The organism is Marseilla massiliensis (assembly GCF_016899955.1).
GTDB classification, from domain to species: domain Bacteria; phylum Bacteroidota; class Bacteroidia; order Bacteroidales; family Bacteroidaceae; genus Prevotella; species Prevotella intestinigallinarum.
Window position 1 is genome coordinate 44,601 of the sequence record NZ_JACJJL010000024.1, and the last position, 14,357, is coordinate 58,957.

Consider the following 14,357-nt stretch of genomic DNA (forward strand, 5'->3'; position numbering starts at 1 on the left):
GTTGCTGAATATTTGTTTGGCCGGTTAGATGGCAGGTTCATGTATTTGAATCTGCTTGGCTGTTAAAGAATTGTGATTGTTGTTCATGGGAAACCTCAGGTGCAATTGTTGTTCGTTATTGTTGTTTAGGCCGCTTTTGTGTGTTGATTGTTTGCTTTTGTATCTGTTTGAAGCCTTTTGTCGGTAATGCTGTCTTGTATTTTGCAATTTTACACATAAGATTAACATTATTTTCTTTGCTCCAGGCTGTCTTTTCTTGTTTTATGAGTATATTTGTACCTCAAAAGGCGTGTACGTCTTGCTAATAGGAAAATAAGTTGAAATTACTATGTGTGCAATGTTTCAGAGAATGATAAATATTCTTTTTGCGTTGTCCTTAGGTATTAAAGTTTAGTTTATGAAATCAAAGCGAAAGAAGGGAGCCGTTTTGTTCATGCTTGTGGCTAATGTTGTACTGTTTTGCGGTTGCGGTTGCGTTAGGCGTAGTGCCAGTACCGGTGGTATAAACAGTTCTCCCGTTATGTTCAGGCATTGGGATTCGGCCTTTGTGAATGGCCTGGATGGTTCAAAGAGAGTTGTTGTTTACAAGTTGAATCCGTTGGCCGATTCTGTCGCAAGCGGTAAGGGTCGCAGTATAGTCGGTTTCAGTGTCGTAGGTAGAGCCCAATCCTTGACTGTGGAACAGTTGGCCGTGTTGCGTTTTATTTTGGGCAACGAGAAGTCTTATGTATATGACGCCCCTGTTGTGAAAACATTGTTTGCTCCATATTTTGCGATAGAAGTAAATGGAGAAGACGGTGATATGTATTTGTTGCTTGCTTTCAATACCAGTGAGTTGGCATTTGCCAAAGAGGGCAAGATAGTGAAAAAGGTGGCTTGGGGGTGCAAAGACTTGTTGGTTCAATTCGGCCTGGAACTGTTCCCCGGCGATGAATACTTGAGTTCGATAACCATGTATTAACAGATAGATATGAAAAAGTTCTTAGTTTGTTATTTCCCTTTGCTTGCTTTATGCATGCTTCATGCGGGGGAGGCTTTTTCCCAGTCGCTTCATGCAATAGTCTTCGCAGATACCAACGACCCTTCGATAGGGAGTGGGGATAAGCAAGATTTTGTGAACATGACCATGGAGATGAGCACCATCGCCTCTGCAACGGGTCTGCATTTGGAAAAATACTTCTATTCCGGATCCAATTGCTCCAAGTCAAACTTGATGGGTGTGCTTGACCGTTTGCAAACATCTTCAGGTGATGTGGTAATGTTTTATTATTCTGGCCATGGCACCAGGTCGGTGCAAGACGAGTCGGATTACCCCCAGATGTGTCTTGGAAGTCATTATGATAATGAGTTCGTTCCGTTGGAATATGTTTTGCGAAGGTTGGAAGATATGCCTGCGCGGCTTAAGATAGTCTTTGGCGATTGTTGTAACTCAGTGGCTCCCGGGGTGACAAGCAAGGAGCAGGCGTCAAAGGGATTCACTGTGCTCAGCAAGAGTCCGGTCAATGCCTACACCAATCTTTTTATGAATTACAAAGGCACCATAATAGCTTCGGGTAGCCAGAAGGGCGAGAACTCTGTCACGTTGAATTATAACGACGGTTCGCCTGCTGGTGGTGCGTTTACCATTTTCTTCTTGAGGTCGCTTCAGTTTGTCGTGTCAAATGGTATGGATGCCGATTGGGATATTGTATTGAGCAATGCGCGGGAGGCTACGAAGAATGCTGTTAAGCACACTCCCGTATACTCAGTTGATGTTGAAACCACTGTCGACAGGCATGAGGGTCATGCGCCGGAGAATGCGGCCACGCCCGATGATACAGACGGTCTGCAAGCACCTATCGACCTGCTGACCGCAATCGGCAACGATAAATATGACATTGACTTGAGGATAGAGGTCATGGAGCGCACATTGCCTGTTGTCTTTGCCTCTCCTGATGTCAAGGTTGAGTCTGTAGGTCGCAATGGAACAACCGTGGTTTCTACCGAGAGGGCTAAAGATTTCATGTTGCGATTGTGTACATTGAGAAATCTTGTTAATCTTGTAGAGGTCGATTTTAAAAGGGATTCTAATGGGAAATATACATATTTGAAAGTGCATGAAATATATAAGGATTATGAATAGAATAATGATGAAGAGAGTATTGTTTCTGCTATTGTTGAGCTTGTCTTTTTCTGTATCGAAAGTAAATGCACAAGTAAGCGACTTGTCCGAGAGTGATATACAGGCATTCAAGGACCGTGTTGGCGAGGTAATAGACATGTTCCAGAACAATCTGTCAATATTGGGAGGAAAAAAGTATTCGCAGAGGGTGAAGCAGACCTACAAGAAAAGTGTCTTGAAGTTGTTTATAGGTGAGGGGCAGGCATACACCGATCCCAACGGGCAGTATCGTGAAGGTGTGTCGATGCAGGTCTCGTCAGTACGCAATGGCAAGGAGGTGAAGCGCAAAACGCCTTTGGTTACTTATCTTGATAATCTCATAAAATTACCTTATGCAGAAGTGAGGTTGTCCAAGGCCGACACATATAGGATAAGTAACATTTATAAAGTTGGCGACCACTATGAGGCTACTGCCACTATATTCCAACGTTTTGAGGGCTTTGTGGGCAAGGAAATGCGTAAGGTCTATAGGGATGTTACGCAAAAGAACATTAAGGTCTATATAATTCCTGAGAATGACTATGTGCTTGGTCAGCATTGGAGTGTTAGGCTTGGCGACATAGAGGTGATGGAGACTATGGCTTATTGAGTTTGTGTTTATGTGTAGGTTTATCACCATTCTTTCCTTTGCCCTTGCCTGTCGCTTGTTGGTGTCGGCTCAGGCATTGATGCCAGTTCCTTCTGCTTACGAGAGCCTCCTGAAGGGCAGGGTGAAGCAGATAGATGAGTTCATGGCTCGTTTCAATGCAACAGAGACATGGGATGGACAGAAGATAACCGAGCGTAACGACACGTCATACCGCAAGAAGTATCTTTTCACATTGTTCGATTATTCTAGGTTTCGTGATGTAAATGGCGTGTTCGATAGCATGGCGGTCAGCTTTGTCAACGATGTTGTGGGCCACGACTATCAGTTGCGTTACGAAGACTCTACGTGGACGGCCGAAGTGCAGTGCTCTGTGAGAGTTGGCGGACGGTTGGGCAAGTTGAAACTCTACTTGCACACTCTCAAGGTTGGCAAGAGCGAGTATCGGTGGGTGATAAGCAATGCTTATGGTGACATGTTCGAGGTGGCGGCAACCGATGCCGCAGGCGGGGTGTCCATATCGCCCGTAGAACACGAAGTTGGTTTTGTCGGGCTGCTGTCCATGGGTGGCCGACGCCGCAACGTATCCGGCCTTATGGACAGGCGCGTGTATTCTCCGGACAGGTTGTCAATGCTTGCCGTGCTGCTTGGCAATGGCCTGCTCGACATTGTATCTGTAGATTGTGTGCGGTTCCATTTCCATTCTGTTCCGGGCTATAGCTTCACTGTCGAGGTTGTAGAAAAACGCGGTGAGTACAACACAGGTTGGCTGATAACTCAGCTTGAAAAGTTTTGATGTCATATTAGGTGTAGTGTTAATAATAACATGTGTAGATTATTTTTGATTATAGGTTTTGTGTTAGGCATTGGTGCTCCTGTTATGTCGCAAACGGTCAGGCTGTCTGCCGATGAGCGCGGTGCCGTAGAGGAGCGTGTCAAGAAATATTGTGGCTTTATGGAGTTGTTTGCCGGGAATTTGGAGCAGATAGACAAGATGGATTCCATATTTGCTATGTGTGAGAATGACAAGGTGCAGACTTTCGATGACATCTCGCCGAGAGCCAAGTCGGGCGATATAGAGTACAATTCTTTGCCGCTGTTCCAGTATCTTCAGAATATCACGTCAAAGTTCGATAATTCTCTTCAGGTGGAATATTCAGGCTTCAGATGCGAGAAAGTGGTTTCCGAACCGAAGATGAACAGCCTCGGCCTTGGCGGAAGTGGAATGCCGGGCGGCGTTTCTCTTACCAATGCTTATGCCTCGGTGCGGGTGGTGAAAAAGATTAAGGGTAGTGGCATCGACAAGTCGGTGCCGCTGCGAATCATGGTCAACCTGTCGTCATTTAAGATTGGCGGTACCGTCTCGGAAGAGTACGAAGACCCGTATTCTCTCTATCTTGAAGGGGTTGAGATGCTTGAAAACGGTGATGAACGTAAGGGAATGGAGCTTCTTGAGAAATGTTCGGGCTACAAGACTTACCCGGGGCGTTTTAGGGCAATGACGATTATGGGAGTGCATTTGTTTCGCAAAGCCAAGTGGGCCGAAGCTGAACGCATGCTTACCATGGCTTCCGAACAAGATCCTGTGGGCGGTGTCATGCTGGCACAAATGTACGTAATGTCGTCGCAAACCGTGGATTTAAGGATTCCTGCCCATTACTATAATCCCACTAAGGCCATGCAGCTGCTTGAGCGGTATGCTTCGGTAGAAGACAAAGATTGCCCTGAAGCATCGCTTGTGGCGAGTTACGATCTTGCTGCTTTTTATATACAGGGTAACATTGTTCCACGCAACCTGGACAAAGCCGGGATGTATTTGGAAAAGATAGACAAGTATGTAGAAGGAAACAATGTTCATGATGGCAATTTCTTAGTGTTGCCATACTCGTTGAGGATTGGCATTGCGTCGGTGCGTGGCGATTTGTTTGAGTTGAAGTCCAATCTCATTATATTGGAAAATCTGTTTCCGGTTTTAACTCTTGGTGCTGATTACAAGCTAATACTTTACAGTTGTGTATACGGTGGCTTGCTCGGGATATACAAAAAGGAAAAGAACACGGCTAAATATGAAGAATATTTGGGCAAGTTGAAAACGTTGAATACACCTGTATGCAATAAGTTACTTGCATGCGAATATCGTGAAGCAAATAAGTATGAAGAAGCCTTGAAATATTATAGGTTGGCTGCCGATGGCGGAGAACCCGACGCTGCTTACGTGATGAGCTTATATTATATTCCTTCATCGGGCATTGACATTTCTCAGGTTGCCGACGGGTTTGACCGCTTCTTGTATTCTCCACGGCCTGACAAAGATGCGGCCAAAAGCCTGTCGTTTGCAAAGATGGCGGCCGAGCAGGGTCACGCAGATGCTGAATTTCGCATGGTGCAGATGTGTTTTGACGGACCCTCTATCGGGTTGCCTCTCGATGTTGGGTCCGGCGTGGAGTGGGTTTGCCGTTTTGCAAACTCTGCAGGCTATTCACATGCCCGTTTGGTTGGGGCTGGCATTGGCTGGATAGTTAACTTTTATCTTCAGAACAAGGATAAGGACATACTGTCTGCTTTTGAGCGCAAGGCGGCTCAGGGAGACCCTGCGGCCGCTTATGTCTGCTATCAATTATATTGCTATGTGGAGCGCGATACTGTCATGGGGTTCGACTATTTGCGCAAAAGTGCCGAGGGCGGTTTCTATCAGGGATTATTCGATATTGCAGCCTCTTACAGTTCTGGCGTTAATGTTGCAAGGGACTATGGGCAAGTGCCATATTGGGCAAATCAGTTGGTGGAAAGGAACTTCCCTATAGGTTATGTGTTGTTGGCTGAATACGAGGCAGAGGTAAACCATGATTACAAGAAAGAAATGGATTTGTATCTCAAGGCAATCGACATGAAAGAAGCTTCGGCGGCATTGGAAGTCGGAAAGATATACCTTGAAGGGAGGCATGGACATGTAAAAGACTTAGAAAAGGCAAAGTTCTATTTGAGCATGGTGGAAGAATTCTTGCAGGTGCAGTTTTCGCCATCGGGCGCAGACTTGATTGCCGAGGCAAAACTTCGCCTTGGGCAGATAGAGGCAGCTTCGGTTAATGGAACTCTTGCCGATTCGCCAGAGCCGTCCACAAGCTATATGACACAGCTTGACGTGCTGTCCGACCAGGTATTGTCGCCCGATGAGAGGATAGCGGAGTCGGAAAGGCTTTTGCCACTGTTGTTTGCGTCGTCTGATGCGGTGGTTAAGATAATCGGCAGTAACGGCACAACAATAGTGGCGACAGAGACTGCAGCTGATTTCCTTATGCGCCTGAGCACGGCCCCTGCTAGGGTCAAGGTGGTGCGTGTAAGCTCGGAACTCAACGCGGAAGGCAAGATAATTGAACTTATTGTCAGGGAGGAAAAATAGTGCTGTAGCATTGGATTGTTTTCTGTTTGCCATTCATTCAGTTTTCCGGCTTCCATGAAAACAGGCGGGCCACAATTTGCTTGGATGGACAGTGCAGTGGCTGCATGGCCTGTGTCCTGATGGGTTTGCAGCAGAGCGCGGGCAGGCTTCCGGGCCCGCCCGCGCAATTTCATTGTTAATTAATATTAACGGAAAGTAGGGGCAAGGAAAATATATTTACCTTTGTATCATATACTAGTTTCGCCCCGGCATTTCGGGCAGGCCCGCCTGATGAACGCCTGCATTGCCTTTGGATAGTACGGTCTGCGCGTGACGGTTGGGGCATGGGCCCCATGCCTTTGTCCGTGGGATTGCGCCGCGCGCCGCACACCTCTTAATGCCATTTTTATTGTGTAGCAACTTACCATTAACTGAGACATAAAACATGAGAATTCGTAAAACCACAACCTGCATCCGTAAGTGTGTGCTTGCGGTTTGCGTCACAGCACTATCCTTTGTAGCGGCAGCCGCCGACGTAGTGACGGTCAGCAGCCCCGGCCCCGGCCAGTTGCAGCTAACGCCCGAAGCCCTCATAGCCACGCACCTGAAGGTGACGGGTTATGTCGACGCGCGCGACTTCGGGACGCTGAAGGCCGCCACGATGACCGCCACGCAGGAGCTCGACCTCTCGGAGGCCACCATCTGCGAGTACCACGGCACCGACGGCAGCTACTCGCCCATCACCCCCGACTGGATAGTGGGCGACGAGCGGCCGCGCCTCTACCCGGCCGGCGAGATGCCCATACATGCTTTCACCAAGGTGGGCGACAACTCGCTCACCAAGTGGCACTATGGCGCCTCCATCACCAAGATAATACTCCCCGCAGGCCTCCGCTCGGTAAGCCCCGAGGCGTTCTGGAAGATGGGCTACCTCGCCGAGATAGAAGTGCCAGAGGGGTCGGCCACGGCGCGGAGCATAGGCGGAGCCGTGTACGACCGTGGCCTCACCCGCCTGCTGGCCGTTGCCCCGAGGCACACGGGCTGCCTCACGCTGCCCGCCACGGTCACCTCGGTGGCCGACAGCGCCCTGCACGGCGCCACCCTGTGCGGCATCGAGATAAAGGGCGCGGCCACGGTCAGCTTCGGCGAGCAGGGCGAATTTAGATGCCCCTACGTCATAGCCCCAAATACGGCTGACTACGCCGAGGCGTTCCCCGGCGTCGACGTCACCGATAAGATAGACGAGATTGTGGTAAGCAACGCGGCCGAGGGCCAGCTGGCCCGCACCGTGGGCGGCATGGGGCTGCGCGCTGCCGACGTGCGCAGCCTCACCGTAAGCGGCACCATAGGCCAGGCCGACGTGGAGTGGCTGGCGCAGTTGCCCAACCTCCACTTCCTCAACCTCGCCGGAGCCACGTTCACCGGCAGCGAGGTGGCGTTTGCGGACAACGCCCTCTGCTCGCTCTCGCTGCCACAAGGCCGGTATGCTCTTGCCATCACCGACTGCCCCTTCCTCGGCGGCAGCCTCACCGTGCCCGAGGGCGTGACCTGCCTCAGCTGCACGGGCGCGCCCATGCTCACCGCCGTGCGCCTGCCATCCACGCTCACCGACCTGGAGCCCAATTCATTCAATTCTTCGCTCGTGGCCGAGGCCGACCTCTCGGCCTGCACCGGCCTTGCCAGCCTCAGTGGCTTCGGCTCGTGCCACCGCCTGCGCACGCTGCTGCTGCCCGCCGGCCTGCAGGTGCTCAGTGGGGCATACGGCCCCGTGGAGACCGTGACGCTGCCCGAGGGGCTGCGCGAGCTCAGCGTGGGTGGCTGGAACGTGGAGACGCTGCGCCTGCCCGCCTCGCTCGAAAGGCTCGACATAAACTATATGCTGCGCCTGCGCACGCTCGACGCCTCGGCCGCCACGCAGCTGCGCGAGGCTGCCGGGCCGAGCTACTGCCCGCTGTTGGAGGAGGTAGACTTCTCGGCCTCGCCCCTGCAGCAGCACTACGGCCTCTGCTTCGACCTGTTGCCAGAGGGCATGCCGGACAATGACACGGCAGTTCCCGCCACGCGCGTGGTGATGACAGGCGGCATCCACGATGGCTGCATACACTCATCGCTCACCACGCTGCGCCTGCCATCCACGCTGCGTAGCATATCGGGCGACGGCATAGTGGGCTGCGCCAAGCTCACTGAGCTTGACCTGCAGGGCTGCGCCGCCCTTGAAGGCATATCCTCGCTCCGTGGCCTCACCTCGCTCACCACGCTGCGCCTGCCCGCCGACCTTCGCAGCATTGAAGTGTACGACTGCCCCGCGCTCACCGACATATATTTGGCCGCCGACACAGCCGCCCCCGGCTACGGCGATGCTTTCGGCGAAGGCGTGCTCGAGGCCGCCACGCTCCACGTGCCCATAGGCAGCCGCGGCCTTTACTTTGCCGACGCAGACTGGAGCCGCTGCCCGCAGATAGAGGAGTATGGCTACACGGTGCGCACCAAGTCGGCCGTGGAGGGCGCGGTGCTAAAGGGTGCCGGGCTTTACGCCCCGGGCCAGGAGGTGCGCCTCGAAGCCTCCGCCACGGCTGAGACCCAGGGCGGCAAGGAGTGCGCGTTCGATGGTTGGAGCGTGGGCGGGCAGGACTACGGCGCGCCCGTGGCCGAGTTCGCCGCCGGTGCCAACGTTACCGCTACCGCTTCATACGCCGTGGGCAAGGCCTACCTCGACGCCGCGCACATGAGCTTCGACCTCACCGCCGACAAGCCGTGCCAGGTGCTCCTGGATGTGCGCAGCAGCTACGGCTTCGAGATTTACGACGGCCAAGGGCGCGTGATGTTGGATGGGGGCGCCAACGGCGCAACGCCCTACAGCCTGCCCGCCGGCACCACGCGCCATGCCATGGCAATAGACGGGCCGTCGCGGGTGACCATAAGAGCGGCCGACGCCTATGGCAGCGTAAGTATGTCGGGCCTGCGCACGCAGCCCATGCCCGGCCTGCTCTACCTTGAGATAGACGGGATGCAGCTCGACCGCATAGACCTTTCCACCATGCCGGGGCTTTACGAGCTTAGCCTCGGTGCCAACGCGCTCACCTCGCTCGACGTGTCGCCGTGCCTCTGGCTGCGCACACTGTCGTGCAACATGAACCAGCTCACGGAGCTTGACCTCACCGAAAACATGGACCTGAAGTATCTCTACTGCGAGTACAACCGCATAAGGCGGCTGGCCTTCGCACCGGAGGCCAAGCTCTTCGAGCTGGGCTGCACAGGCAACTCGTTCGGCTTTTCGCAGATACCCGACCGTATGCAGGCCGCCGTGGTGAACGGCTCCATCGGTGACGACACACCCGTCAGCCTGTGGTATCAGCCGCCGTTCGACCCCGGCACGGGCGACTTGCTCGACCTCAGCGGCGAGCTGTTCTCCGCCGACGGCCACCCCGTGGTCGTCTCGCTTGCCCGCGACGGCACCGAGATGCCGCCGCTGGGAGGTTTGTACGCCATCACGGAGACTGGCTGGTACAGCGTTGAGATGACTTGCACCGACATGCCGTTGTTCACGTTCTGGGGCGAGTTCTACGTAAGCGGGCCGTCGGCTGCCGGGCGGTTGCCGCTCGACGGCGTGGAGATTGGCATCAGCGGGCTGCGCGTGAATGTCGGCGGACTGCCCGAAGGCAGCCGGGCCGCGCTCTTCTCCGCCGCCGGGGCGCATGTGGACGTGGCCGTGGGTAGCACGCCCAGCCTCGCTGCCCGCCAGCCTGGCGTGTACATCCTGCGGCTCACCGACGGCGCGGGGCGCACGCAGGCCGTGAAGCTCCGGCTCGAATGACCCTGCGGCGGCCCGGCGCACACGGTGCGTACAGCGTGCGCCGGGCTGCCGCAACCATGGTGGCTGTCCGCAACAGCACCATCGCAATGAGGAAGAAATCATGGCTCGCGGCCTGCCTCATGGCCCCCATGCTCCCGGCCTGCGGGTGGAAGGTGGACCTCGTGGGGCCGGGCCGATGATGAACATCCAAAAGACGTAACGACATGAAACACTCATTTGCAGCCGCACTGGCGGCACGACGGTTTGCCCAGCGCCTGCAACCTCCGAACCACATTGCTGCATATTTTCATAATAAGTGCAAATTAATTGCGCCATCCTTCGTCGGTTACACTTATTTTACTTACCTTTGTGGCGATTTAGATGTTAAAGAAACAATAAAGTTTTAGTTTTAGATGAACGTTATTACGAAGACCGTATCGCTGCCTGATGGGCGCACCATCAGCATCGAGACCGGGAAGGTGGCAAAACAGTGCGACGGGTCGTGCATGCTCCGTATGGGCAACACCGTGCTACTGGCCACTGTTTGTGCCGCAAAAGATGCAGTTCCCGGAACAGATTTCATGCCTTTGCAAGTGGATTACAGAGAACAGTACTCGGCCGCAGGGCGCTTCCCCGGCGGGTTTACCAAGCGCGAAGGCAAGCCGGGCGACAACGAGATACTCACCTCGAGGCTCGTTGACCGCGTGCTCCGCCCGCTATTCCCGTCGAACTACCACGCAGAGGTGTTTGTGAACATAATACTCTTCTCGGCCGACGGGGTCGACCAGCCCGACGCCCTGGCAGGCTTCGCCGCCTCGACGGCCCTGGCCTGCTCCGACATACCGTTCGAGTGCCCCATCAGCGAGGTGCGCGTGGCCCGCATAGGCGGCGAGTATGTCATCAACCCCACGTTCCAGCAGATGGCAGAGGCCGACATGGACATCATGGTGGGCGCCTCGGCAGAGAACATCATGATGGTGGAGGGCGAGATGAAAGAGGTGTCTGAGCAAGACATGATAGGCGCCCTCAAGGCCGCCATGGCAGCCATCAAGCCCATGTGCGAGCTGCAGGCCGAGCTCTCAAGGGAGCTGGGCAAGGACACCAAGCGCGAATACTGCCACGAGGTGAACGACGACGACCTGCGCAAGCAGATGGCCGACGAGCTCTACCAGAAGGCTTACGACGTGACCAAGCAGGCCCTCGACAAGCATGCCCGCGAGGAGGCCTTCGACAAGATACTGGCCGACTTCAAGGAGGCTTACGCCGCCGCCCACGCCGACCTCGGCGAGGACGAGATGGAGGAGAAGCAGGCCATGATGGACCGCTACTACCACGACGTGATGCGCGACGCCATGCGCCGCTGCATACTCGACGAGGGCATACGCCTCGACGGCCGCAAGTGCGACGAGATACGCCCTATATGGTGTGAGGTGGGCCCGCTGCCCATGCCCCACGGAAGCTCAATCTTCACCCGCGGCGAGACGCAGAGCCTCACCACCTGCACACTCGGCACCAAGCTCGACGAGAAGCTCGTCGACGACGTGCTCGACAAGAGCTACATGCGATTCCTGCTGCACTACAACTTCCCGCCGTTCTGCACCGGCGAGGCAAAGGCGCAGCGCGGGGTAGGCCGCCGCGAGATAGGCCACGGCCACCTGGCATGGCGCGCCCTGAAGGGCCAGATACCCGAGGACTTCCCCTACACCGTCCGCCTGGTGAGCCAGATATTGGAGAGCAACGGCTCGTCGTCGATGGCCACCGTATGCGCCGGCACGCTGGCGCTGATGGACGCCGGGGTGCCCATGAAGAAGCCCGTCAGCGGCATAGCCATGGGCCTGATAAAGAACCCGGGCGAAGACAAGTATGCCGTGCTTAGCGACATCCTGGGCGACGAAGACCACCTGGGCGACATGGATTTCAAGACCACCGGCACCAAGGACGGCCTCACGGCCACCCAGATGGACATCAAGTGCGACGGACTGAGCTTCGACATTCTCGAGAAGGCCCTCATGCAGGCCAAGGCCGGCCGCGAATACATCCTGGGCAAGCTTACCGAGACCATAGCCGAGCCGCGCGCCGAGCTCAAGCCCCAGGTGCCGCGCATAGTGCAGATAGAGATACCCAAGGAGTTCATCGGCGCCGTGATAGGCCCGGGCGGGAAGATCATCCAGCAGATGCAGGAGGAGACCGGCACCACCATAGCCATCGACGAGACCGACGGCGTGGGCAAGGTGCAGATAAGCGGCCCCGGCAAGGACAGCATCGACGCCGCCCTGGCAAAGATACGCGCCATTGTGGCCATACCCGAGGTGGGCGAGGTCTACGACGGCACCGTGCGCTCGATAATGCCCTACGGCTGCTTCGTCGAGATACTGCCCGGCAAGGACGGACTGCTGCACATCAGCGAGATTGACTGGAAGCGCCTCGAGACCGTCGAGGAAGCCGGCATCAAGGAGGGCGACAAGATCAAGGTGAAGCTCATGGAGATAGACCCCAAGACGGGCAAGTACAAGCTGTCGCACCGCGTGCTCATACCCAAGCCCGAGGGCTACGTTGAGCGCCCCACGCGCCGTGAGCGCGGCGAGCGCAGGCCCAGGCCCGAGCGCAAGCCCCGCGGCGACCACCGCCAGGACGGCGCCTTCCGCGACGAGGAGCGCGAGCCGCGCGACTTCAACGACTCGCTCGACAAGATGGGATATTAAGTAAACAACACATACCATTGTTTTAGGCAAAAATAGACTGATATCGGGACACCCGGCCGTGAGGCCGGGTGTCTTTTTTTTTACCCCTTTGTGCCTAAGGGCGAGCGGCGGCCTTAGGTGTGTGTCAGCGGCTGCCGTCGACGTCGCAGTCGAAGCTAATCTGGTCGCGCCGCTGCGGCCTCACGTCGACGGTGGCCCTGTCGCCGTCGTACACCCTCACCCTGAACCTGAAGCTGTCTTCCGTGGTGCGTGCCGAAAACTCTATGCTCAGCGCCCCGTCGGCCGTGCGCCCCTTGCTCAGCCCCGTGGCCCTCGCCTCGAAGTCGAGCACGCTGCCCGTGCCCAGCGTGGGCGTGTAGGCCCGGCCGAAGTAGGGCAGCCGCGACACCACGCTGTCGCCCCTAAGCTCCAGGAAGAAACCGTCGGTGAGCGAAACGCTGCGCCCGCGCTGCGTCATGGCCATGGTGGGGCGCAGCAGCAGGCGCCCGTCGGCGTAGGCGGCAGGGCTCACGCCGCCCTCGGCCCCGCCACCGCCGGCGGCGGGCCCCGTGGCGCAGGCCGCCATCATGGCGGCCACGGCCAGTGACATTGCAAACCTCATCATGGCCCTATCCGTTGGTTGCCCCGGCCCAACAGCCGTCGCCGGCGTAGGCCGCCCTTATCTCGGCCACATACACATCGTGCAGCCCTCCCATCTTGCCGCCATACCACCTGCCGAGGCTGCTGTCGGCAAAGCGGTCGGCCCTGAGGCTGTCGCTGTACAGCTTGCGGCACTCGAGCACCAGCCGCGCCTGGGCGAAGCCAACGCCGCCGCCGGGCAGCCCCACAGGCTTGAGCCCCGTGGCCGCCATCTTGTCGGTGTCGCGCCCCGAGTGGCTGCCGCAGTATTCGTAGGCCCGGCGCGCCTGGGCCGAGGTGCCCAGGAAGGCGAGCGTGAGCGTGTCGCTGCGCTCGGCAAAGTCGTGGGTAAGCCGCTCGGGGCGTATGAACACCACCGCCACGGGCTTGTTCCACAGCCACCCCAGGCAGCCCCACGAGGCCGTCATGGTGTTGAAGCTTTCGGACGTGCCGGCCGTCACCAGCATCCATTCCGTGCCGATGGCCCTGAACACATTGTCGGTCAGGGCCTTCACATCGATTTTTTCCATAGTCTGATGTCCTTTCTTTAAAAATCAATATTAATGTTGTCAAGTTGCAAAGTTGCTATAGGAGTGGTAGGAGGTCTGGGAGAACTGGGAGTTCTGGGAGCTTTGGGAGGTCTGGGAGTTCTGGGAGGTCTGGGATCTCTGGGAGGTCTGGGAGCTTTGGCAATTATTGGGAATGATAGGGAGTTAGCGGGCAACGGCGTTAGTGGGTAATGTCTTCTCCAACTTACCTTTACTCCCAGTTCTCTCAGTTCTCCCAGCCTTCTCAGTTCTCCCAGCCTTCTCAGTTCTCCCAGCTATCTCAGTTCTCCCAGCTCTCCCAGCCCGCCCGTTGGCGGCGGTGCCCGCCGGTAGTTGCAAAGATAGCCTTTTTCTGCCAACGCGGTCTGCCGCGCCCCTCATTTTTATATGATTTAACCCAAACCGGCGTCAGGCCCGCCACGTGGAAAAGCCACGCGACTTTGACCCTTTTGGCCAAGCAGGATTTGCCCACCTTTGGCTACAATATGATTGCCCCTTTAAAGTCCTGGTGTTGGGGGTCAATTTTATTTTACCCTTTTAAAATTTCCCGTTTTTCTTAGACCTTAACTT

General features: G+C 55.9%; 10 protein-coding genes. 8 read left to right on the plus strand and 2 right to left on the minus strand.

Going from position 1 to position 14,357, the window contains the following annotated elements:
* The first annotated feature begins 397 nt into the window (after positions 1-397).
* The 8 genes from H6B30_RS12635 (at position 398) to pnp (ending at position 12,621) form a co-directional block, all read left to right on the plus strand.
* On the plus strand, positions 398-961 hold the full coding sequence (locus H6B30_RS12635) for a hypothetical protein (protein ID WP_205111142.1): 564 nt from the start codon (positions 398-400) through the stop codon (positions 959-961).
* A 9-nt stretch (positions 962-970) separates the two neighbouring features.
* Positions 971-2,122, plus strand: a complete 1,152-nt coding sequence (locus H6B30_RS12640) for a caspase family protein (RefSeq protein ID WP_205111144.1) — start codon at positions 971-973, stop codon at positions 2,120-2,122.
* Positions 2,115-2,750, plus strand: a complete 636-nt coding sequence (locus H6B30_RS12645; RefSeq protein WP_205111146.1) for a hypothetical protein — start codon at positions 2,115-2,117, stop codon at positions 2,748-2,750. Before H6B30_RS12640 ends, H6B30_RS12645 begins: the two co-directional genes overlap by 8 nt.
* 10 nt (positions 2,751-2,760) lie before the next feature.
* Positions 2,761-3,543: a hypothetical protein gene (locus tag H6B30_RS12650; RefSeq protein ID WP_205111148.1), complete on the plus strand. Its 783-nt coding sequence runs from the start codon at positions 2,761-2,763 to the stop codon at positions 3,541-3,543.
* Positions 3,544-3,588: 45 nt separating this feature from the next.
* Complete coding sequence (locus H6B30_RS12655; protein WP_205111150.1) at positions 3,589-6,147, plus strand: tetratricopeptide repeat protein; 2,559 nt, start codon at positions 3,589-3,591, stop codon at positions 6,145-6,147.
* A gap of 424 nt (positions 6,148-6,571) precedes the next feature.
* Positions 6,572-9,940, plus strand: coding sequence for a leucine-rich repeat protein (locus H6B30_RS12660; protein ID WP_205111152.1), 3,369 nt, complete (start codon positions 6,572-6,574; stop codon positions 9,938-9,940).
* Positions 9,941-10,143: 203 nt separating this feature from the next.
* Positions 10,144-10,326: a hypothetical protein gene (locus tag H6B30_RS12665; protein WP_205111154.1), complete on the plus strand. Its 183-nt coding sequence runs from the start codon at positions 10,144-10,146 to the stop codon at positions 10,324-10,326.
* Between the two features lie 6 nt (positions 10,327-10,332).
* Positions 10,333-12,621 carry a polyribonucleotide nucleotidyltransferase gene (pnp, locus tag H6B30_RS12670; RefSeq protein ID WP_205111156.1) on the plus strand — a complete coding sequence of 763 codons (2,289 nt, stop codon included), beginning with the start codon at positions 10,333-10,335 and terminating at the stop codon, positions 12,619-12,621.
* Between the two features lie 124 nt (positions 12,622-12,745).
* On the opposite strand, the gene H6B30_RS12675 is transcribed toward pnp, so the two are convergent.
* Together H6B30_RS12675 and H6B30_RS12680 are read right to left on the minus strand one after the other, a co-directional pair.
* Positions 12,746-13,225 carry a DUF4251 domain-containing protein gene (locus tag H6B30_RS12675; protein WP_205111158.1) on the minus strand — a complete coding sequence of 160 codons (480 nt, stop codon included), beginning with the start codon at positions 13,223-13,225 and terminating at the stop codon, positions 12,746-12,748.
* 4 nt (positions 13,226-13,229) lie between these two features.
* Positions 13,230-13,769: a flavin reductase gene (locus H6B30_RS12680; protein WP_205111160.1), complete on the minus strand. Its 540-nt coding sequence runs from the start codon at positions 13,767-13,769 to the stop codon at positions 13,230-13,232.
* Positions 13,770-14,357: the final 588 nt, after the last annotated feature.